Raw genomic sequence first — 22,990 nt, forward strand, 5'->3', positions numbered from 1 at the left:
CTTCAACAAAACCTTATTGACTCTACATTTACTACGCTGGCTTAGCTAGATATTTGTTTTCTCTTCAATATCTGTTATTACTACTCGCCATAAAATAATAAAAATAAATAACGCTTTTTAAGTGTCGGGGAGATGAATGAACGGGCTAATGCACCTTGTTCAGGTAATAGATAACACTGTTACTAAAATGGGGAAATTGATTTCGTGGCTAACACTGTTCATGGTGTTAGTTACATTTACCATAGTTGTACTTAGGTATGGATTTAATATTGGCTGGATAGCCATGCAAGAGTCAGTGCTTTATATGCATGGCTTAGTGTTTATGTTAGGAGCGGCCTACACCTTAAAAGCTGATGAGCATGTTAGGGTAGATATCTTCTATCAGCGTTTTTCGGTAAAAAAACAAGCATTAGTTAATTTATTAGGCACCTTGTTTTTACTGCTGCCTGTGGTTATTTTTGTTTTCGTCATGAGTTACGATTACGTAACCACAGCTTGGCAAATTCAGGAAAAATCATCAGAAGCAGGTGGCTTACCTTTTGTCTATTTCAGTAAAACCTACCTGTGGTTATTTGCCTTAACCCTTGGCTTACAAGGGCTGGCAGAAATTATCCGTAACCTTATCATATTGCTCAATAGCCAGTTATCTGATCATGAACCTATCGGCGTTAAAATGCGTGGGGGAAATGGTTAATGACATATATTCCACTGTTGATGTTTATTGTGGTCTGCGCCATTTTGTTATTGGGCTATCCCGTTGCGTTAACCTTAGCTGGAGTTGCTTTAATTTTTGCTGGTTTTGGCTCTGTTTTCGGTGCATTTGATCCATTATTTTTAAGTGCGCTACCCAGTCGAATCTTTGGCATTATCAATAATCAAACCTTATTGGCAGTACCTTTATTTGTTTTTATGGGGGCTATGCTAGAGCGTTCGAAAATTGCTGAAAACTTGCTTAATGCAATGTCGGTATTAATGGGGCGCTTTTACGGTGGTTTAGGTATTGCGGTAACTATTGTTGGCATGTTGCTGGCGGCAAGTACCGGCATTGTTGGAGCGACTGTGGTGACAATGGGGCTAATGTCGTTGCCAACGATGATCAAACGTGGCTACAGCACCCAATTTTCAACGGGTATTATTTGCGCTACCGGTACATTAGGGCAAATTATTCCGCCATCTATTGCTTTGGTGTTACTTGGTGATGTGCTATCAAGTGCTTATCAGCAGGCGCAATTAAATCAAGGTATCTTTAGCCCTGAAACCGTATCGGTAGGTGAGCTATTTGCTGGTGCTGTAGTGCCAGGGTTACTTCTGGTGGCACTATATATAGGTTATTGTTTGGCTGTAGCATTAGTTAAGCCAGGATCAGTGCCGAAAATATCACGCAAAGATATTGATAGTATTGATGATAGCACCTCGATTGCTCGTTTAATGTTAACCGCTTTAGTACCGGCATTATTGCTTATTATTGTGGTATTGGGCTCTATTTTAGCGGGCTTTGCGACGCCAACAGAAGCAGCTGGCGTCGGCGCAATGGGCGCCTTGGTTTTAGCCTTTAGTCAAGGACAACTTAGCTTAGCTAATCTTAAAGCGGTAATGGATAGCACGTTAAAAATCACCTCTATGGTATTTTTGATACTGATCGGTGCCAGCTTGTTTTCACTAGTGTTTAGAGGCTATGGCGGTGAAGAGCTAGTTCATGGCTTTTTTAGTCAAATGCCAGGTGGCGTGTTCGGTGCTACCCTAATCGTTATGCTAGTCATTTTCTTACTCGGCTTTATTTTAGACTTTATCGAAATTACCTTTGTGGTTATTCCAATTGTAGCCCCGGTGCTATTAATGATGGGCTTAGATCCGATCTGGTTGGGAATTATGGTAGCAATTAACCTTCAAACCTCGTTTTTAACACCGCCATTTGGTTTTGCACTATTTTACTTACGGGGTGTTGCTGATAAGGTAATTAAAACGGCTGATATCTATAAAGGGGTGATACCGTTTATTATTATGCAGTTACTGGTATTGGTAGTGTTAGCTATTTGGCCTGAATTGGTAACTTGGTTGCCAGAAAAAATGTATGGATAACAAAATGTTAAAAATAATAAAATCACGTATGTTGGCATTGACGTCAGTATTTATGTCCGTTCTTTTGTTAGCAGGCTGCGGTCAAGTAGAAACCACAGCAACTAATGCAACAAAAACAGATGATTCACAGCAAAAATTTCAATGGAAAATGGTCACTTCTTGGCCGAAGAACTTTCCCGGTTTAGGTGTTGCACCTGAAAAATTTGCCACTATGGTTAATGCAATGAGTGCAGGGCGTTTAACCGTGCAAGTTTATGGTGCCGGGGAATTAGTTCCTGGCTTTGAAGTATTTGATGCCGTATCACAAGGCACTGTACAAATGGGGCATTCCGGCTCTTATTATTGGAAAGGAAAAATCCCGGCTTCACCTATTTTTGGCGCCATACCGTTTGGTATGACAGCAACTGAACTTAATGCTTGGTTACATTACGGTGGCGGCCTTGAGCTATGGCGAGAAGTTTATAAACCATTTGGCATTATTCCAATGGCGGGCGGAAATTCTGGTGCGCAGTTTACCGGTTGGTTTAAAAAAGAAATCAATAGCATGGACGATCTAAAAGGATTGAAAATGCGGATTCCTGGCTTAGGTGGTGAAGTATTAAAACGCGCAGGTGCTATTCCTATTACCTTAACGGGTGGTGAAATATTTTCATCGCTGCAAAGTGGCGCTATTGATGCGACCGAATGGGTTGGCCCCTATAACGATTTAGCGTTTGGCTTTTATCAAGCTGCCGATTATTACTACTCTTCTATTTGGCATGAGCCGGGTACAGGCTTAGAGTTTTTAATTAATGAAAAGGCGTATAACTCACTGCCTCAAGATTTACAGAAAATTGTTGAAGTAGCTGCACGCGCGGTTAATGAAGATACACTTGATGAGTATAACGCTCGTAATAACGCTGCTATGCAAACATTAATCAACAAACATCAGGTTAAAATGCGCCAATTACCAGATAGTGTATTGGCCGGCTTAAAATCGATTACTGATGAAGTGATTAAAGAGCAAGTCGCGGCAGACCCTGGTTTTGCTAAGGTATGGGCATCTTACAGCGAATTTATGGCATCAATTCGTCAATATCACGATACTACCTTAAAAACATATCTAAATAATCGTTAATTATGGCCTAAGTCCTTTATTCTTTAATCTTCTTTAAGCATAAAAATAAAGGGCTTAGCTTTTTTACTGCTGCTCGTACCTCTTTCGACGTAAAGACAGGTAAACTATGCAGCAATTTCCTCATTTAATATTAAGAAAAGGTTTTCTGATGGTAATTCAACCGAAAATTCGCGGTTTTATTTGCACAAATGCTCACCCAACAGGCTGTGAAGCACATGTTAATCAACAAATTGCTTATGTGAAAAGTCAAACTCAGGCTGATCAAAAACCAAAAAATGTGTTAGTGATAGGCGCATCTACTGGCTATGGTTTAGCCTCTCGCATTACTGCTGCATTTGGTAACGGCGCTAAAACCCTAGGCGTGTTTTTCGAAAAAGAACCAACGGAAAAGAAAACCGCCAGTGCTGGTTGGTATAACACTGCAGCATTCCAAAAGGCAGCAGATGCGGAAGGCTTGTGGGCAAAAAATATTAACGGTGATGCGTTTTCGCATGAAATCAAAGCTAAAGCCATTGATGTAATCAAACAAGAACTCGGTCAAGTTGATTTAGTGATTTATTCGTTAGCATCACCGCGCCGCACCGATCCTGATACTGGCGAAGTTTACTCTTCAACATTAAAGCCAATTGGTCAGTCGGTAACGACTAAGAACTTAAATACTTCAAAGCGTGAGATTGATTCAGTGTCGGTTGAAGCGGCTAATGACGCTGAAATTCAGGGGACGATCGATGTAATGGGCGGCGCTGACTGGGAGCTTTGGATCAAAGCGTTATCTGAAGCGGGCGTGTTAGCCGATGGCTTTAAAACTACGGCTTATACCTATATTGGTAAAAAATTAACTTGGCCAATTTATGGTCACGCAACCATAGGTAAAGCGAAAGAAGACTTAGATCGTGCAGCTAAAGCAATAAATGAAAAAACAGCTGACATCCACGGTAAGGCCTATGTTACCTCTCTTAATGCAGTGGTTACTCAAGCAAGTTCGGCAATTCCAATTATGCCACTTTATATTTCTGCGATGTTCAAAGTCATGAAAGCTGATGGCACTTACCAAGGTTGTATTGAACAAATTCAGGATTTATTCAAGGAAAACCTTTACGGTGAGTCGCCTCGTTTAGATGAAGCAGGTCGTTTAAGTCAGAATTACAAAGAGTTAGAAGATAGCGTGCAAGATCGCGTACAAGCGATTTGGGACACAGTAGAAACTGACACGATCGATGAATTAACCGATTATAATAGTTATCACCAAGAATTTTTAAAGCTGTTTGGTTTTGGCGTAGAAGGTGTCGATTATGATGCCGATGTTAGCCCATTAGCTGAAATTAATCATTTGGTCTAACCATAATTTACTTACTGAAAAAGCCAACATTTTTGATGTTGGCTTTTTTATTTTCGGCAGTTTTTGATATCTTGACTAAAATTTAACCGAAAAGGGTTGAGAATTAGTAAAATTTGTAATTAATTTTCTCGTGGTCGGATAGCATCATAGTCTTTTTTTATGCTAAAATTCGCCGCTGAAATTTATAACTTAAGCCAGTGTGGGAAATAATTTGAAAAAATTATCGAACCGCTGAAATACACTGAAACCATTTAGCAGTGGATACGCGTAGCGTTTAAACTGGTAATTGGTTTTTATACTCCCGTCAAAGTAGTGCAAGTGTTTATGATTACAATAAAAAAAGGTCTGGATGTTCCTATACAGGGTGCTCCCCAGCAAGTAATCCATGATGGTTCGCCCATCAAAACTGTTGCAACATTAGGCCAAGAGTTTGTGGGAATGCGCCCTACGATGCATGTCAAAGTAGGTGACCGAGTTAAAAAAGGTCAGGTGATTTTTGAAGACAAAAAGAACCCAGGCGTTAAATTCACAGCTTATGCTGCAGGTGTTGTTACTGAAATTAACCGTGGTGAGAAGCGTGTATTGCAATCAGTTGTTATCGAAATCGATGGCGACGAGCAAGAAACCTTCAACAGCTACTCAGCCAACGAATTAGCTTCACTTTCACGTGAAGACGTTGTATCTAACTTAGTTGATTCTGGTTTATGGACTGCGTTACGCACTCGTCCATACAGCAAGATTCCTGCGATTGATACAGCGCCACAAGCTATTTTTGTTAGTGCAATGGATACTAATCCATTAGCTGCTAATCCTGAAGTTGTGATTAACGAACAAGCTGAATCGTTCAAACAAGGTTTAGTTGTGTTATCACGCTTAACTGAAGGTGAAGTGTTCTTATCAAAAGCGCCTGGTGCTAATATTCCTACAGAATCAGGTGTAACTGTTACTGAATTTGCCGGTAAACACCCTGCAGGTCTAGTAGGTACGCATATTCACTTCCTAAAGCCTGTTAGTGCTGAAAGGTTTGTCTGGCATCTTAACTATCAAGACGTAATAGCATTTGGTCAACTATTTACTACTGGCCAATTAAATAACCAACGTGTTATTTCACTTGCAGGTCCTGCGGTAAAAGAGCCTCGTTTAGTGCGTACTACCTTAGGTGCTAACTTAAATGAATTAGCCGCTGGTCAATTAGCTGACGGTGAAGTTCGTTTGGTTTCTGGTTCTTTATTACAAGGTCAAACAGCAAACTCTGTCGTTGGCTACTTAGGCCGCTATCATGTACAAGCTGCAGCTTTACTTGAAGGTCGTGAAAAAGAATTTATCGGCTATATGATGCCAGGTGCTAACAAGTTCTCAGTAACTCGTGCCTACTTGTCTCATTTCTCGCCAAGTAAGTTGTTCAATATGACAACAACAACTAACGGTTCTGCTCGAGCTATGGTGCCAATTGGTAACTATGAGCGCGTTATGCCGTTAGATATTTTACCTACCTTATTGTTACGTGACTTATGTGCCGGTGATACCGACAGTGCGCAACAACTAGGTGCATTAGAGCTTGATGAAGAAGATTTAGCGTTATGTACATTTGTTTGCCCAGGCAAAACAGATTACGGCGTGTTGCTTCGTGACTGCCTAACCACAATTGAGAAGGAAGGTTAGACATGGGCTTGAAAAAGTTTATTGAAGATATCGAGCCGCATTTTGAAAAAGGCGGTAAGCATGAAAAGTGGTTTGCTCTATATGAAGCAATTGCCACTGGTTTATTTACTCCAGGTTATGTAACTAAGGGTAAAACACATATTCGCGATAGCATCGACTTAAAACGCATTATGATCACTGTGTGGTTAGCGGTTTTCCCTGCGATGTTCTTCGGTATGTACAACATTGGTTTCCAAGCAACTGAAGCATTAGCCAATGGCTTTGCCTTAGGTGACTCTTGGCAAGTTGGCTTATTCCACGCATTAGGTGGTGAACTAACTGCTGATGCCGGTTGGTTTGCCATGATGCTTTACGGCGCGTGTTTCTTCCTACCAATTTATGCAACTACCTTTATTGTGGGTGGTTTCTGGGAAGTGCTTTTTGCAGCCGTTCGTAAGCATGAAGTTAATGAAGGTTTCTTTGTTACCTCAATTCTTTTCGCATTAATTCTTCCGGCAAGTATTCCATTATGGCAAGTTGCTATTGGTATTACCTTCGGTGTAGTCATTGCTAAAGAGATTTTTGGTGGTACTGGTAAGAACTTCTTAAACCCAGCATTAGCGGGTCGTGCATTCTTATTCTTTGCTTATCCTGCAGAAATTTCAGGTGATTCAGTTTGGGTTGCTGTTGATGGTTTCTCAGGCGCAACACACTTAGCTGCTGGTGCAGCGGCACAAGTTGGCGCAATTGACTATTCGATGAACGCAGCTTGGTGGGATGCATTCTGGGGCTTTATTCCAGGTTCTATGGGTGAAGTGTCAACTGCGGCTATTTTCCTAGGTGGTGCTTATATTCTTTATAAAGGCATTGCATCTTGGCGCATCGTGTTGTCTGTGTTCTTAGGTATGGTAGCAACAGCGACCTTATTTAATGTAATTGGCTCTGACACAAATGCAATGTTCGCAATGCCATGGTACTGGCACTTAGTCGTTGGTGGCTTTGCTTTCGGTATGATGTTTATGGCTACTGACCCTGTAACTATGTCATTTACCAATACTGGTAAATACTGGTTCGGCGCTTTAGTTGGCGTGATGGTGGTATTAGTTCGTGTTGTAAACCCTGCATTCCCTGAAGGCATGATGTTAGCTATTTTATTCGCTAACTTATTCGCACCATTGTTTGACTACTTTGTTGTTCAATCGAACGTTAAACGGAGGATTGCTCGTGTCAGCTAATAAAGAAACCTTTGGCAGAACCGTTGGTTTTGTATTTATCGTTTGTTTAGTGTGTGCAGCATTAGTATCACTTGCAGCCAGTGGCTTAAAAGACAAGCAGATCGCAAATAAGAAATTAGATCAGCAAACGAAAATTTTAGAAGCGTCTTCGTTGTTAACACCAAAGATGAACTCAAAAGAAATCGTGGCAACTTACGAAAAGTATGTTGAAGCGAAAATGATTGATGTTAACTCTGGTGAGTTTATTGAAGGTAATCCTGATTTATTCGACGAGCGACGTAACGCGCGTGATGTGACTAAATCAGAAAAGCCGGCAAATGATATCGCTGGTATTAACCGCCGTTCAAATGAAATGGTGGTTTACTTAGTACGTAATGACGCAGGTCAAATTGAAACAGTTGTTTTACCGATTGTTGGCTCAGGTCTTTGGGATTTAATGTTTGGTTATGTTGGCTTAGAAGCTGACTTAAACACCGTTAAAAACGTAATTTACTCAGATCATAAGGAAACTCCGGGCTTAGGTGCTGAAGTAATGAACCCTAAGTGGAAAGCCTTATGGCCAGGTAAAAAGATTTACAACGATGCTGGTGAAGCAAAAATTCAATTAGTTAAAGGCGGCGCTAAAGCTGGCGACGTCCATGGTGTTGATGCGTTATCAGGTGCTACGTTAACCAGTAACGGCGTAACTCACACTTTACAATTCTGGTTTGGCGAAGAAGGCTACGCGCCATTTATCGCTAAATTCCGTGCACAGGGGGTTAACTAATGGCTTCAGAAGCAAATAAGGTTTTAACTAAACCGATTTTTGACAATAACCCAATTGCTTTACAAGTTTTAGGTATTTGTTCGGCATTAGCGGTAACCAGTTCAATGGCTAACGCCTTAGTAATGACTTTAGCGGTTGTTTTCGTTACGGCTTTCTCGAACTTATTTATTTCGATTATTCGTAACCAAATACCATCTAGCGTTCGTATTATTGTGCAAATGGCGATTATCGCGTCGTTAGTAATCGTGGTTGACCAAGTATTAAAAGCGTTTTCTTATCAATTATCGAAAGAACTTGCGGTTTTCGTTGGCCTTATTATTACTAACTGTATCGTTATGGGACGTGCTGAAGCGTTCGCAATGAAAGAAAAGCCAGGCGTAAGCTTTTTAGATGGTATCGGTAACGGTTTAGGTTACGGCTTCATTTTAATGACGGTTGCTTTCTTTCGTGAATTACTTGGTTTCGGTACCTTATTCGGTATTGAAATTTTACCACTGATTCAAAACGGTGGCTGGTATCAAGCGAATGGTTTATTAGTGTTACCGTTCTCGTCATTCTTCGTCATCGGGTTAATCATCTGGGCAATTCGCCAGTGGAAACCTGAGCAAGTAGAGAAGGATTAATTCGATGGAACATTATATTGCAATTTTAATTAAAGGTATTTTCATCGAAAATATCGCACTAATGTTCTTCTTAGGTATGTGTACCTTTTTGGCGGTATCTAAGAAAGTTAGCACAGCAATGGGCCTAGGTGTGGCGGTAATCGTGGTACTAGGTATTGCGGTACCAGCTAACCAAGTTATCTATCAAGCAGTATTAGCGCCAGGTGCGCTAGACGGTTTACTAGGTATTACTGACCCGAAAGAAACAATTGATTTGAGTTTCTTATCGTTCATCACTTTTATCGGTGTAATTGCAGCGTTAGTTCAAATCTTAGAAATGGTATTAGATAAATACTTCCCGGCGTTATACCAAGCGCTTGGTATTTTCTTACCATTAATTACTGTTAACTGTGCGATTTTCGGTGCTGTGTCTTTCATGGTAGCGAAGAACTTAGGCTTCGGCGAATCAGTGGTTTACGGTATTGGTTCAGGTATTGGTTGGGCACTAGCGATTGTTTTACTTGCGGGTCTACGCGAGAAAATGAAGTACTCAGATGTACCAGATGGCCTTAAAGGTTTGGGTATTACGTTTATTACTGCAGGATTGATGGCATTTGGCTTTCTATCTTTCGGTGGTATTTCGTTGTAATAAGATTAACGTAGAAAGCAGTTAATGCTGCTTTCTCAAGATAAGTGCTAAGGAAAAGTCGATGGAAATAATTCTCGGCGTATCGATGTTTACAGCAATTGTTGTTGCACTTGTTTTGGTAATTTTATTTGCCAAATCTAAGTTAGTTTCAACAGGCGATGTAACCATCACGATTAATGGTGACCCTGAAAAGTCAGTGACTACCGAAGCCGGTGGTAAGCTGTTAGGTGCACTAGCAAGCAAAGGTATCTTCATCCCATCAGCGTGTGGTGGTGGTGGTACTTGTGGTCAGTGTCGTGTACACGTGCATTCTGGTGGCGGTGATATTCTGCCAACTGAACAAGGCCATATTACTAAGCGTGAAGCAAAAGAAGGCTGTCGTTTATCATGTCAAGTTGCGGTTAAGCAAGACATGGAAATTGAAGTTGAAGACGAAATCTTCGGCGTTCAACAGTGGGAATGTACTGTTATCTCTAACGATAACAAAGCAACTTTCATCAAAGAATTGAAATTAGCAATTCCTGATGGCGAGTCTGTACCATTCCGTGCTGGTGGTTATATTCAAATTGAAGCACCTGCGCATCACATTAAATATGCAGACTTCGATATTCCAGAAGAATATCGTGGTGACTGGGAACGCTTTGGCTTCTTCGATATTGAATCGAAAGTTGATACTGACACATTACGTGCGTACTCAATGGCTAACTACCCGGAAGAAGAAGGCATTATTATGCTTAACGTGCGTATTGCTACGCCGCCGCCAAACAACTTATCGCTTCCTGCAGGTAAAATGTCTTCATTTATTTGGAGCTTAAAAGCAGGCGATAAAGTAACTATTTCTGGTCCATTCGGTGAATTCTTCGCGAAAGATACCGATGCAGAAATGGTATTTATCGGTGGTGGTGCTGGTATGGCGCCAATGCGTTCTCATATCTTCGATCAGCTTAAGCGTTTAAAATCTAAGCGCAAGATCTCATTCTGGTATGGTGCTCGTTCATTGCGCGAAATGTTCTATGAAGATGACTTTAACGGCTTAGCGGCTGAAAATGACAACTTCGATTGGCATGTAGCGTTATCAGATCCTCAACCAGAAGATAACTGGGACGGCATGACCGGCTTTATTCATAACGTATTGTACGAAAACTACTTACGTGATCATGAAGCACCAGAAGATTGTGAATACTACATGTGTGGTCCTCCTATGATGAACGCGGCTGTAATTGGCATGCTGAAAGACTTAGGTGTGGAAGATGAGAATATTCTTCTAGATGACTTCGGTGGCTAATTTTTGATTTAGACTGGCTATTTTCTCCATTTTCGTTGTCGGCTGTGCTCACATACATTTGTATGCTCCGCGCAGCCTCCTAGAAACTGAAGTAAATATCGCCGCCTAGATTTAAAAATTCTATCGATTGTCATTCCAGCGAAAGCTGGAATCTCAAAAGAGAAATAAAGAGCGACTTAGGTCGCTCTTTTTGTGTTTATAGCTTTTAATATATTTACTTGATTGGAATTGTAATGAGGCTCTGGATTTCGAATTATTGGTGGTTGCAGCTACTTATTCTAGCTATCTATTTAAACTGAGCGCTATGTAAAGCTAAGGCAAATTTTCAAAGTATTTTTCAAGGGTATTTTTTAAGGCATTAAATCTCAATATACGGGTATTTAATTTCCTCGACTGGCACGATGTGAAAATTTACTCCATACACTGAATAAGTGGGTAATTGATAAGAAGGGTCGAAATTTGTCGCTTTATTTATCGCTTTTCTAAAGCGAATGTTCTTAGAAATTAAGTCAGATAAAGAATGCACATCGTTGTGGGAAAACGCCAAGCAGTTTTTATCAATCACTAATGAAAAACCATCTGAAATTTTTGTCGAATCTGAAGAAAAACCACAATAGCCAAAATAATCAGATAAGTTTGACCCAACCTTTATCACCTCTTTGATAAGCTCTAAATCGCCAAAAAGACGGGACATATTTTGTTCAAATAATTGACTGTTCATACTCACGTATTGACTGATGAGATCGCTTTTCGCGTGTGAGTTAATAAGGTTGGTAAGTAGTTGATTGTTAGCATCGATAAGATGATCTTCACTGGCATTATTTGAACGATGTAAATCTATCAGGAAGTCGTATTTACCATCAAAAATATCAAAGCTTGCAACAATTGAATTGAAAAACTCCACAATGCACACCTTTGTAAAGTTAAACTTATTTAAATCTAGTTAGCTTTAGTTATTTTCGCAATAAGCACTTCTGAGTAAATCTCGGATGGGTTTAAACAAAGGTTCATAAAAAGCCTTTAACAGCCTTTAGTTTTATCAATATTTATTTTGCACAGTTGGATCAATTTTGTATTCATGAATGGCAATAAATTAATGGGGTAATTGACGCTTCTCTGTAACTAGTGAAATGATTCTAATCGATGAAATTAACCAAGCGTTTGATCGTATGGAACGCTCTGATGTTTGCTATCTCTTTGTCGTAGATATGTCATCTGTAAATGTCGAATAGTAACGTTTGATTGTGTGGATACCTTACTTTATAGCTTGTAGGTATTAGGTTTATTTTCAATAGAGATGAACTGTTTCGACGAGCTTGGTAAAGCCTTGCTAAAAAAGCCCTGATCTATTTCAGGGCTTTTAACTTTGTTAACGTTGCCGTGCTAACAAGTTGAATACACTATTTAGCTTGGTGATGATTTAAAATCCATTCGGTGAGTAAGCGTACGCCATACCCTGTACCGCCTACTGGGTATTCATCTTTTGCTGATGCCATTAATGCATTGCCGGCCATATCAATATGCGCCCAGCGTGTTTCGCCAGTAAATTGTTGTAAGAAGGTCGCAGCGGTTGTTGCACTTGGTCCGCCGCTACCGGTATTGCGTAAATCAGCAATAGGGCTTTTCAGCTTATCTTTATAACCTAAAGGTAATTGCCAAAGTGGTTCATTTACTGCTTTACCTGCATAGGTTAATTCACTCACTAGCTGTTCGTCAGCACTAAACAAACCGCCTAGCTCATTACCTAATGCTCTAACTTTACCGCCAGTGAGCGTTGCAATATCAATTAATACGCTAGGTTGGTAGTTTTCACGGGCATACCACATAGCATCGGCAAGCACTAATCGGCCTTCGGCATCGGTATTGGTAATTTCTACTGATAAGCCTTCCGCTGTTCTGATGACATCACCCGGGGCTATTGAGCTTTCTGACACCATATTGGCGGCCATGCCCATAACAGCAACTACGTTAACTTTAGCTTTCATTTCAGCCAGCGCTTTAACTGTGCCAAGGGCTGCAGCTGCGCCTGCCATATCAGATTTCATACGAACAATTGATTCGCCAGTTTTAATATTGTATCCGCCAGAATCAAAAGTAATGCCTTTGCCTGCAATAGCGATTGGTGCAGCATCACTACCTTGATAATGAGCAACGACTAAACGCGACCCTTCGCGGCTTCCTCGGCCTACTCCTTCAAGGGCGTTCATATTTAGTTTTTTAAGCTCTTTAGGGGTAAGTACCTTCACTTTAACACCAAGCTTTTTCAGTTTTTTCGCTTCATTGGCAAAATCAACTGTCGTTAGCTCTGTTGGTACTTCGTTAGTTAAATCTCTAGCGAGAAATATGCCCGATTGAATATGGTTAAGTTGTTGGTATTGAGTATCTGTAGCCTTTACATCTGTAACATCAAAGTTATAGGTTTTTTCTTGATATTTGTTTTGCTGATATTTGTCGTAAGTATAAGCGCGTAAATTTATGCCATGTGCTAAGAGTGCGGCTTGTTCCGCTGTCAGGCTTTGTGCATCGACATTTATCGCAACTATTTGGTCATTATTTAACTGGGCGGCAAGGTTACCACCAACTTTAGTCAGGCTAGCTTGGTTGAGCGCTTTATCACCTAAGCCAACAATTATAATACGATCATAATCAATGCCATGCGGTGCCAGAATTTCAGTAAAACTATTATACGCACCTTCAAAACCATTTACTTTTAGCGCTTTAGACAACTGACCCTGACTTTGCTGGTCTAGGCTGTTAAAAGTAGCAGAGCGATTATCGTTTGATTGAAATAACACTAACGCATTGGCTTGGTTGTTGAATTCCGTTTGAAAGTTAAATGTGTCTGCAAATGCTGACTGAGAAAGTACAACGCCTGTGCATAATATTGCAAGCGCCGAAAGTTTAGTTTTCATTAATCTTAAATTCCTAAAACAATGGATTTGGGCTAAATATACCTACTCTTACTATTAAAGGTAAGATCAATCGGCACTTTCAACTGTGAGAAAATGATCTAATTTGTTAATATGCCGCGCAATATTTATCGCTGTTGCTGGGCACTATTGTTTGGCGGCTATTACGTAAAAATTCTGAGTAATAATCTTATGTTGAGATTCGTTTCATATTGTTTATTTGTTGTAGTGATATCGGGCTGTTTTCCTGCACCAGAGCCAAACGGCAAACAGGAGTACCATTTACAGGGCCGTACTATGGGTACCACTTATAATATAAAAGTGGTAGCAAAAGAGGGTGACTATAATTTAAAGGTGCTTCAAACCGATATTGATGCGGCATTAGTGCAAGTTAATAATGAAATGTCGACCTATCAAAAAGACTCAGAAATTACCGTGTTTAACCAAAGCGAAGGCACAAATGTTCAAGTAATTTCTGAAGGCTTTAGAACGGTGCTTACTGAAGCGATTCGCTTAGGAAAAATCACCAATGGCTTGCTAGATGTAACTGTTGGCCCACTAGTTAATTTATGGGGCTTTGGCCCAGACTTACAGCCTGAACGTATTCCATCAACCGAAGAACAAAGTGCGGCTAGAGCGCGTATTGGTTTAAATAAAATTGTCCTAACTGACCAAGGCTTAAGTAAAACTCAAGCAGATGTTTATTTAGATTTATCTACTATAGCTAAGGGTTGGGGCGTTGATGTTGTCGCCGATTTACTAGAAGCCAAAGGGATCAATAACTATTTGGTGGAAATAGGCGGCGAAATGCGATTAAAAGGGTTTAAAGCTGACGGTACACTTTGGCATATTGCCATTGAAAAGCCCGTTTCAAATGAGCGCTCGGTACAGCATATTGTTGTGCCGAAAGATAACGCTGTAGCGACATCGGGCGATTATCGTAATTATATAGAAGTTGATGGAAAGCGTTACTCGCATATCATCAATCCTAAAACTGGCTTGCCTATTGATCATCGATTAGTGTCGGTCACTGTTATTCACCCATCGTCAATGACCGCAGATGGTTTATCAACTTCGATTATGGTGATGGGACCAGAGCAAGGGCTTGAATTTGCCAATAACCATGACTTAGCTGTTTTTATGGTAGTGAAAACTGATCATGGTTTTGAGGAGATTAATACGGTAAAATTCATGCAATATTTAAAATAACATTGTTGGCTGTGTATTGGCCACCTTAGTTATTTTCTGTTTGAGTTATTTTTGCTGGGAACTTCAATGGCATTATTTTTAGTAACATTAGGCTTTTTTCTGCTGATCGTATTAGGTATGGCAGTGGGTTATATTTTTCAGCAGAAATCGCTTGCTGGTAGCTGTGGTGGTTTAGGTAGTTTAGGAATAGAAAAAGCCTGTAACTGTGAGAAACCGTGTGAAAAACGCCAAGAACGCGAGCGTAAACAAGCACTTGAACAGCAAAAAATTGATGTGAAAAATATTTAAAAGAGCCGCTAGGCTCTTTTTTTTTACTGGTGTTATGATGGGGGAAAGTTGTAATACCAGTTGAATTAAATACTTATTTCAATTGGTTTAAGTGAGAATAATAATTAATGAAACGCTTTATCCAATACTTATTTTTATTAAAGATTAAGTATGTCGCAAAAAGTTTCTACCGGTTTAATGTTCATACCTCGGTAGATTTATCCGTAAATGATTGGCAGCAGGTAAAGTTGATTGTATTACTTAATCACACCAGTTTGTTTGAACCTATTTTATTGGGCGTAGCGCCAAATTCTTTGGTAAAAACTATCGCCAATAAATTAATTATTCCTGCGGCAGAGAGCACATTAAAACGGCCATTTGCGGGTAAATTATTAAAAACTCTTATTCCTGGCTGTGTACCAATAACCCGCAAAAAAGATGCGTCTTGGCAGTATTTTCTTGATCAAATTGACCACGATAATCTCACCGCTATTTTGCCCGAAGGGCGCATGAAAAGGCGTAATGGCCTAGATAAGCATGGCAAGCCAATGACTATTAAGCCTGGTGTGGCTGAAATTCTACAAAGGATTAACAGTGGCCAAATGCTGGTAGTATACAGTGGTGGTTTGCATCATATTCAAGCGCCAGGCGATAAATTGCCCAAGGTTTTTAAAACTATTGATGTTGGATTAGAGCTGATTGATATAGCGCAATATAAGGCTGGTTTTGATAACAAGCACTTTGCCAATTTTCAGGAATATGTGGTGAGTGATTTACAGCAACGTTTAGCCAAATGTGATCAGCTAGCTTCATTTTAAAAACTAGCTGATAAGTTTACCTATTTAATCGCAGTTTATCGGCTAGCTTCTCATTAACTTGCATTTTATCAATAAAATAATGATACTGTGTTTATATACAGCTTTTGTGCTTAGCTAGATGAAAAAAATTATCCATATTGATATGGATTGTTATTATGCTGCAGTTGAAATGCGCGATAATCCAACACTAAAAGATAAACCGATTGCCGTTGGCTGGGATGGTCCTCGTAGCGTGTTATGTACCTGTAACTATGCTGCTCGAGCATTTGGTGTGCGCTCAGCTATGCCTGCAGTTAAAGCCAAACAGTTATGTCCTGATCTGTTAATTATCAACGGCCGAATGGATGTCTATAAACAAATTTCTGAGCAAATTCGTGAAATATTTTTGCGTTACACCAATCTTATCGAACCACTATCACTAGATGAAGCCTACCTAGATGTTACTGATTGCACCTTGTTTAATGGCAGTGCCACCTTAATTGCTCAAGATATTCGCGATACTATTTACCGCGAATTACAGCTTACTGCATCGGCCGGTATTGCCCCGGTTAAATTTATTGCCAAGGTGGCATCAGATCTTAATAAACCTAATGGTCAATGTACTATTGCGCCTAATGAAGTTGATGAATTTGTCCGTACTTTACCACTTAAAAAAATTCCAGGTGTTGGTAAAGTTACCTCTGAAAAACTGGCAAACCTAGGTTTTAATACCTGCGGTGATATTCGAGGTGCCGAGCAAAGCGAATTAATTAATCGCTTTGGTAAATATGGCGTGGTGCTTTGGCAGCGAAGTCACGGTATTGATCAGCGTGAAGTGCAGGTTTCACGTACGCGAAAATCTTTTGGTGTTGAAAGAACTTTTGCCGAAGATATCAGCAACCTGGAAGAAATGAATCAAATCATTACCGAAAAGCTACTACCTGAATTGAAACGTCGGGCAGCTAAATATCTAGACGCTCGAACAATGAATAAACTGGGAGTAAAAGTAAAATTTTTAGACTTTCAGCAAACTGCCAAAGAATGTGCCTGCAGTGATATTAACCAAGCTTTGGTGGAGCAATTGCTTATTGAAGCAGTAGGGCGCGGTAATGGTAAAGCGGTTCGCTTGCTAGGCGTTCATATCGGGTTGGAAAGTGATGCTGTAAATGACCTGCAACTTGGCTGGCAGTTTTAAAAAGCTAGGCAAGATAGGGCGTTTGGCTGTACAAATGATCTTTTCTTCCCTACAGTCGTAATGTTTGTAGTTGTGCATCAATTAGGGAAAATATAACGATGAAAAAAATAATATTAATAATAACTTCGTTGATCATCAGCAAGTTTGCTCTGGCAACCAGCACTGAAAAATCAGCGATAACGGTAACACCAGTAGCTAAACAAGTTTATATGTTATCTGGCGATGGTGGCAATATTGGCGTACTAGCAACAGAAAAAGGCCTGATGCTAATTGATAATAAGTTTGCTCCGCTTGCTGAGCAGATCGAACAGGCGATGAAGTCGCTTGTTGATCAAGAGTTAAAATACGTGATTAACACCCATTATCATGGCGATCATACCGGCAGTAATAGCTACTTTTCCCATCAGGCACCAATCTTTGCTCATAGTAATGTTCGTAAACGTTTAGCGGAAAAATCAGATGCAGACGTAGCGGCTTTACCCGTAGTAACCTACGAGCAAGGCGTGACGATTTACCTTGAAAATGAAGAAGTGCAGTTAACCCATTTACCTTCTGGTCACACGGATAGTGATACAGTGGTCTATTTCAAAAACGCAAATGTATTACACACTGGCGACTTATTTTTTGAAATCGGTTTTCCTTATGTCGATTTAAATGGTGGTGGTAACGTTAGAGCATACCTAGCAAACGTTAAACAATTAATTAATCGTTATCCTGATGACGTTGTTATTATTCCAGGTCACGGTAAGCTTTCAGATAAAAAAGGCTATCAGGCATTTGCCACCATGATTGAGGAAAGTATTGCCCTGGTCGAGCAGCAGCTAAAAGCGGGTAAGTCTGAGCAAGAGATTTTAGCGCAAGGTATTCATGAAAAATACAAACACCTTTCATGGAGTTTTATCAATGAAGAAAAATGGCTAAAAACCTTAATTAAAGATTTAAAATAACTCCTAGTACCCTATAAATATTAGGTTAACGCTATCTCAATGATTAAATAGCTCTGATAGCGTTAACTTTCCTTATTTTCCTCCAGAAAATTCCGACAAATCACTACACATTAACCACGGTTTATAGTTAGAATACCGACTATTATTTGTCTGGTTAAATTTTACTTGAATAAAGACGTATTACACCGTGCTATTGACCTGTTGTCTCGGCGCGAACATTCGATAAAAGAGCTAAGTCAGAAGCTTCAATCAAAGCTGTTTGACCAAAGCGATATCGAACCGGTAATCGAGTTTTTGATAGATAATGACTATCTATCAAACAGTCGATTTGCCGAAAGTGTTATTCGTAATAAAGTGTCACGCGGTTACGGCTGGCAAGCTATTCGCCAAGAGCTTAAGCAAAAAGGTGTTGATAGCGATATTTATACTATCGCGCTAAACGAGCTTAATGTTGACTGGCATTTACAAGCTGAACTTGCCTACCAAAAACGCTTCGGTGACAGTGAAATTCAAGATCAAAAAGATAAAGCCAAACGACTGAGATTTTTACAATACCGAGGGTTTTCAATCGACGAATGTTTAGCCGTATTGAATGCCGTTTAATAGAATAACGTTGGAATTACCATGACTTTAAGCAGTGCCGAGATAAGAAAATCGTTTTTAAATTTCTTCGCCTCAAAACAACATCAGATCGTGCAGAGCGCTTCATTAGTGCCAGGTAACGATGCCACCTTATTATTTACCAATGCTGGTATGGTGCCATTTAAAGATGTGTTCTTAGGTGCAGAGTCGCGTAGTTATACCCGAGCTACGTCATCTCAGCGTTGTGTGCGTGCAGGTGGTAAGCATAACGATTTGGAAAATGTCGGTTATACCGCTCGTCACCACACCTTCTTTGAAATGCTAGGTAATTTTAGTTTTGGTGATTACTTTAAAGAAGATGCGGTGAAATTTGCTTGGGAGTTTCTAACAACAGTATTAAAACTGCCTGAAGAAAAATTACTGGTTACTATTTATGAAACCGATGATGAAGCGTTTGATATTTGGAATAAGCAAGTAGGCGTACCGGCTGAAAAAATTATTCGCATTGGCGATAAGAAAGGCGGCAAAAAATACGATTCAGATAACTTCTGGTCAATGGGTGATACCGGTCCTTGTGGTCCTTGTTCTGAAATTTTTTATGATCACGGTGAGCATATTTGGGGTGGTCCTCCGGGTTCTCCAGAAGAAGATGGCGATCGTTTTATTGAAATCTGGAACTTAGTATTTATGCAGTTTAACCGTCATGCCGATGGCACGATGGAAAATTTACCGAAGCCGTCTGTAGATACCGGCATGGGCTTAGAGCGTATTTCTGCAATTATGCAAAACGTTCACAGCAACTACGAAATTGATATTTTCCAAGGCTTAATTAAAGCCGCGGCTAGTGTTGTTGGTACTGACGACTTAGAAAATAAATCACTACGTGTAATTGCCGATCATATTCGTTCTTGTAGCTTTATGATTGTTGATGGCGTTATGCCATCAAATGAAGGTCGTGGCTATGTACTTCGCCGTATTATCCGCCGAGCTATTCGCCATGGTAATAAGCTTGGCGCTAAAGACTTCTTCTTCCACAAGCTAGTGGCAGCATTAATTGAACAAATGGGTGAAGCTTATCCTGAACTTGTTGCACAACAAGCAATTGTTGAAAAAATGCTACGCATTGAAGAAGAACAATTTGGTCGTACATTAGATCGCGGTTTAGCGTTGTTAGAAGATATTATTAGTGATTTAGACGGCGATACCATTGCTGGTGACGATGTCTTTAAACTTTATGACACTTACGGTTTTCCAGCCGATTTAACTGCAGATATTGCCCGTGAACGTCAACTACGTATTGACCAAAACGGTTTTGATGTAGCAATGGGCTTACAACGTGAGCGAGCTCAGCAAGCGAGCCAGTTTGGCACCGATTACAACGAGCAATTAAAGTCAGATAAGCAAACTCAATTTAAAGGTTATACGCAACACGAATACTCAAGTACGGTTGTTGAACTATTTAAAGAAGGCGAGCGAGTCTCTGCGTTAAGTGCTGGTGACAAAGGTGTGGTAATTTTAGATAACACGCCGTTTTATGCCGAATCTGGTGGTCAGGTTGGTGACTCAGGTGTTTTAGAGTTAGATAACGGTACTTTTGAAGTAACGGATACCGTAAAAGTGGGCAATGCTTTTGCTCACCATGGTATAGCGCAAGCTGATTTTGGTGTTAATTCACGAGTAAAAGCTGTAATTAACGCTGAGCGCCGTGCGGCGATTGTTAAAAACCATACCGCTACGCATATCTTGCATGCAGCTCTTCGCAAAGTGTTGGGCGATCATGTTACCCAAAAAGGTTCATTAGTTGATGAAGATAAGTTGCGCTTTGACTTTTCACACTTTGAAGCCGTTACTCATGATGAATTACAAACTATTGAACAAATGGTAAATGCTGAGATTCGCCGTAACCTCGCTCGTGAAACTGCATTAATGCAAATTGACGAAGCTAAAGCGAAAGGTGCAATGGCATTATTTGGTGAAAAGTATGATGACGAAGTACGCGTAGTAACCTTAGGTGATTTTTCTACCGAGCTTTGTGGTGGTGTTCACGTTGATCGCACTGGTGAAATTGGCTTATTTAAGATTGTATCAGAATCAGGTATTGCAGCTGGTGTACGCCGTATTGAAGCCGTAACCGCTGAAGCTGCGCTCAAGTTTGTTGATGCACAAGCTGATACCTTAGATTTAATTGCACAGTTAGTGAAATCAGATGTTGCTAGTACTACTAGCAAAGTAGAGCAAATGATTGCCCGTAATAAGCAATTAGAAAAAGAAATTACTCAGCTTAAACAACAATTAGCATCAGCAGCTGGCGCAGACCTTGTTAGCCAAGCTATTGACATTAACGGCGTTAAAGCATTGATTGCTAACCTAGATGGCGTTGAAGGCAAAGCGCTTCGCGGAATGGTTGATGAGCTGAAAGTGAAAATGGGCTCAGGTATTATTATGTTGGCAACGGCAAGCGACGGCAAAGTAAGCCTAATTGCTGGTGTCACTAAAGACCTAGTGGGTCAAGTAAAAGCGGGTGAACTCGTGAACTTTGTTGCTCAGCAAGTCGGTGGTAAAGGTGGTGGTCGCCCAGATATGGCGCAAGCCGGTGGTAGCCAACCAGAAAACGTTGAGTCAGCGTTAGCTTCAGTTCAACCTTGGTTATCTCAGCAGTTGAGTTAAGTTATTTGTGGCAATTATTGTTCAAAAATATGGGGGAACCTCGGTAGGTTCCCTTTCTCGTATTGAAGCCGTTGCAGAAAACGTAATCAATACGGTACGACAAGGCCACCAAGTGGTGGTGGTATTGTCAGCAATGGCGGGTGAAACCAATCGTCTGCTTGCCATGGCTCAGCAATTAGATGTACAACCTGCAAGCCGTGAATTAGACATGTTGCTGTCTAGCGGAGAACAGGTCAGTATATCTTTGCTGGCGATAGCGCTAGTACAGCGCGGTATTTCGGCAATATCATTGCTTGCGCACCAGGTAGGTATTCAAACCAATAACCAGTTTGGTGCCGCTCGTATTGAACATATTGATACTGAGCGCCTTAATCAAGCACTCGCACAAGAGCAAGTAGTGGTAGTTGCAGGTTTCCAGGGACAAGATCGTGATGGCAATATTACCACCTTAGGCCGTGGTGGTTCAGATACTAGTGCGGTGGCGCTAGCGGTTGCTGTTGGCGCGTCTGAAACTCAAATATTTACCGATGTTGACGGTGTTTACTCGGCCGATCCTCGTATAGTACCTGCGGCGAGAAGGCTACCATTTTTATCATTTGATGAAATGTTGGTTATGGCAAGCCTTGGCGCTAAAGTGTTGCAGAATCGATCGGTGGAATATGCCTATCAACACAATATGCCTATTCGGGTATTAAGCAGTTTTGAGCAAGGTGAAGGAACCTTAGTGATGAGTGAAAAGCAATTGTTAGCCGAGTCTATAACGCCGGCGCATATTTCCAGTATTGTCCATCATCAACAAGAAGCGTTAGTGGCAATGAGTGACTTAACACCAGCGCAAGTGGCAGAAGTGTTTCAGTTATTAAGTGAAGCTAATATCGAAACGGATTTAGTCACGCTTAGTGATATTGATGTGGATAAAAAACAGCTGAAATTTACCTTAGCTCGTAACAAGTTGAATTCCCTAAAATCTGCGCTGGAATTGATTACATCATGTAACAAGTTTGGTACTATACACATTGCTGATTCTGTTGCTAAACTTTCTGTAGTCGGCATTGGCGTTAATTCTTATGCAAACGCTGTAAGTAAGATCTTATCGCGCTTTGCCACTGAAGACATTGACATCAAATTAATTTCAACGTCAGAGATAGCATGCTCTGTCGTGATTGATGAATCTAACTTAGTTGCTGCTGTACAAATGTTGCATCAGGACTTTGGATTAGATTTACCCGTCTAAGTTATTATTTTTTAATTGTTTATGCTGTTAAACATGAACTTTTATCAAAAGTAGTCTAATTTAGATAAGGTCTTAGACCAAAACTAGCTTAAAGATATTTAGTGGATCTCAATTCATACATAAAGGAACCGTAGAATGTTAATATTAACTCGTCGCGTCGGTGAAACGTTAATGATCGGTGATGATGTCACTGTAACTGTGTTAGGTGTTAAAGGTAATCAAGTGCGCATTGGCGTAAATGCACCTAAAGAAGTTTCAGTACACCGTGAAGAAATTTATATGCGCATACAAGCTGAAAAAGGTGACTCTGAGCCGTCAGGCAATCAATTTTAGCCTTATTTTCTTACATATTAGGTCGGCAATTGCCGGCCTTTTTTGTTTATCCTCCCTATACAATTGTTTTTTCTTCAATTAAGTTAGCAGTATCAAGCTGGGTAATAGCCAGCTTTAGTAACGCAAAAAGCTTTTAT

Annotated in this window: 21 protein-coding genes; 19 read left to right on the forward strand and 2 right to left on the reverse strand. The window is 40.3% G+C overall.

The features are described 5' to 3' along the window. The first annotated feature begins 136 nt into the window (after positions 1–136). The 10 genes from ACOB82_RS02905 (at position 137) to nqrF (ending at position 10,713) form a co-directional block, all read left to right on the forward strand. On the forward strand, positions 137–694 hold the full coding sequence (locus ACOB82_RS02905; RefSeq protein ID WP_448211442.1) for a TRAP transporter small permease subunit: 558 nt from the start codon (positions 137–139) through the stop codon (positions 692–694). Further along, entirely contained in the window at positions 694–2,079 is a 1,386-nt protein-coding gene (locus ACOB82_RS02910; protein WP_448211443.1) for a TRAP transporter large permease, read from the forward strand. Before ACOB82_RS02905 ends, ACOB82_RS02910 begins: the two co-directional genes overlap by 1 nt. A gap of 4 nt (positions 2,080–2,083) precedes the next feature. Further along, positions 2,084–3,196 carry a TRAP transporter substrate-binding protein gene (locus ACOB82_RS02915; RefSeq protein WP_448211444.1) on the forward strand — a complete coding sequence of 371 codons (1,113 nt, stop codon included), beginning with the start codon at positions 2,084–2,086 and terminating at the stop codon, positions 3,194–3,196. Between the two features lie 148 nt (positions 3,197–3,344). After that, the gene (fabV, locus tag ACOB82_RS02920) at positions 3,345–4,535 is read left to right on the forward strand and encodes an enoyl-ACP reductase FabV (RefSeq protein WP_448211487.1); all 1,191 of its coding nucleotides are present in this window, start codon (positions 3,345–3,347) and stop codon (positions 4,533–4,535) included. Between the two features lie 324 nt (positions 4,536–4,859). Further along, positions 4,860–6,197 carry a Na(+)-translocating NADH-quinone reductase subunit A gene (locus ACOB82_RS02925; RefSeq protein ID WP_448211445.1) on the forward strand — a complete coding sequence of 446 codons (1,338 nt, stop codon included), beginning with the start codon at positions 4,860–4,862 and terminating at the stop codon, positions 6,195–6,197. Between the two features lie 2 nt (positions 6,198–6,199). After that, positions 6,200–7,411, forward strand: coding sequence for an NADH:ubiquinone reductase (Na(+)-transporting) subunit B (locus ACOB82_RS02930; protein WP_448211446.1), 1,212 nt, complete (start codon positions 6,200–6,202; stop codon positions 7,409–7,411). After that, on the forward strand, positions 7,401–8,177 hold the full coding sequence (locus tag ACOB82_RS02935; RefSeq protein ID WP_448211447.1) for a Na(+)-translocating NADH-quinone reductase subunit C: 777 nt from the start codon (positions 7,401–7,403) through the stop codon (positions 8,175–8,177). The genes ACOB82_RS02930 and ACOB82_RS02935 overlap by 11 nt, the downstream gene beginning before the upstream one ends. Next, positions 8,177–8,800 carry an NADH:ubiquinone reductase (Na(+)-transporting) subunit D gene (locus tag ACOB82_RS02940; protein ID WP_448211448.1) on the forward strand — a complete coding sequence of 208 codons (624 nt, stop codon included), beginning with the start codon at positions 8,177–8,179 and terminating at the stop codon, positions 8,798–8,800. The genes ACOB82_RS02935 and ACOB82_RS02940 overlap by 1 nt, the downstream gene beginning before the upstream one ends. 4 nt (positions 8,801–8,804) lie before the next feature. Continuing rightward, on the forward strand, positions 8,805–9,428 hold the full coding sequence (gene nqrE / locus ACOB82_RS02945; RefSeq protein WP_448211449.1) for an NADH:ubiquinone reductase (Na(+)-transporting) subunit E: 624 nt from the start codon (positions 8,805–8,807) through the stop codon (positions 9,426–9,428). Between the two features lie 61 nt (positions 9,429–9,489). After that, positions 9,490–10,713 (forward strand): NADH:ubiquinone reductase (Na(+)-transporting) subunit F, encoded by a 1,224-nt coding sequence (nqrF, locus tag ACOB82_RS02950; protein ID WP_448211450.1) that lies wholly within the window; start codon positions 9,490–9,492, stop codon positions 10,711–10,713. Between the two features lie 358 nt (positions 10,714–11,071). On the opposite strand, the gene ACOB82_RS02955 is transcribed toward nqrF, so the two are convergent. Continuing rightward, a complete protein-coding gene (locus ACOB82_RS02955) occupies positions 11,072–11,617 on the reverse strand; it encodes a hypothetical protein (protein ID WP_448211451.1) in 546 nt (181 codons plus the stop codon). A gap of 496 nt (positions 11,618–12,113) precedes the next feature. Continuing rightward, complete coding sequence (locus tag ACOB82_RS02960) at positions 12,114–13,625, reverse strand: leucyl aminopeptidase (protein ID WP_448211452.1); 1,512 nt, start codon at positions 13,623–13,625, stop codon at positions 12,114–12,116. Positions 13,626–13,814: 189 nt separating this feature from the next. Here ACOB82_RS02960 and ACOB82_RS02965 point away from each other — a divergent pair, with 189 nt between their 5' ends. The 9 genes from ACOB82_RS02965 to csrA all read left to right on the forward strand — a co-directional run bounded on the left by ACOB82_RS02965 (position 13,815) and on the right by csrA (position 22,853). After that, positions 13,815–14,831, forward strand: a complete 1,017-nt coding sequence (locus ACOB82_RS02965) for an FAD:protein FMN transferase (RefSeq protein ID WP_448211453.1) — start codon at positions 13,815–13,817, stop codon at positions 14,829–14,831. Positions 14,832–14,897: 66 nt separating this feature from the next. Beyond that, positions 14,898–15,119 (forward strand): (Na+)-NQR maturation NqrM, encoded by a 222-nt coding sequence (nqrM, locus tag ACOB82_RS02970; RefSeq protein WP_448211454.1) that lies wholly within the window; start codon positions 14,898–14,900, stop codon positions 15,117–15,119. Between the two features lie 107 nt (positions 15,120–15,226). Further along, complete coding sequence (locus tag ACOB82_RS02975; RefSeq protein ID WP_448211455.1) at positions 15,227–15,916, forward strand: 1-acyl-sn-glycerol-3-phosphate acyltransferase; 690 nt, start codon at positions 15,227–15,229, stop codon at positions 15,914–15,916. Positions 15,917–16,034: 118 nt separating this feature from the next. Then, the gene (gene dinB / locus ACOB82_RS02980; protein ID WP_448211456.1) at positions 16,035–17,090 is read left to right on the forward strand and encodes a DNA polymerase IV; all 1,056 of its coding nucleotides are present in this window, start codon (positions 16,035–16,037) and stop codon (positions 17,088–17,090) included. A gap of 98 nt (positions 17,091–17,188) precedes the next feature. Continuing rightward, positions 17,189–18,037 carry an MBL fold metallo-hydrolase gene (locus tag ACOB82_RS02985; protein ID WP_448211457.1) on the forward strand — a complete coding sequence of 283 codons (849 nt, stop codon included), beginning with the start codon at positions 17,189–17,191 and terminating at the stop codon, positions 18,035–18,037. Positions 18,038–18,202: 165 nt separating this feature from the next. Next, the gene (locus ACOB82_RS02990) at positions 18,203–18,640 is read left to right on the forward strand and encodes a regulatory protein RecX (protein ID WP_448211458.1); all 438 of its coding nucleotides are present in this window, start codon (positions 18,203–18,205) and stop codon (positions 18,638–18,640) included. Positions 18,641–18,661: 21 nt separating this feature from the next. After that, complete coding sequence (alaS, locus tag ACOB82_RS02995) at positions 18,662–21,286, forward strand: alanine--tRNA ligase (protein WP_448211459.1); 2,625 nt, start codon at positions 18,662–18,664, stop codon at positions 21,284–21,286. Between the two features lie 7 nt (positions 21,287–21,293). Continuing rightward, positions 21,294–22,520: an aspartate kinase gene (locus ACOB82_RS03000; RefSeq protein ID WP_448211460.1), complete on the forward strand. Its 1,227-nt coding sequence runs from the start codon at positions 21,294–21,296 to the stop codon at positions 22,518–22,520. Between the two features lie 135 nt (positions 22,521–22,655). Continuing rightward, positions 22,656–22,853 (forward strand): carbon storage regulator CsrA, encoded by a 198-nt coding sequence (gene csrA / locus ACOB82_RS03005; protein ID WP_115999145.1) that lies wholly within the window; start codon positions 22,656–22,658, stop codon positions 22,851–22,853. Positions 22,854–22,990: the final 137 nt, after the last annotated feature.

It is taken from the genome of Colwellia sp. MEBiC06753, assembly GCF_053470325.1.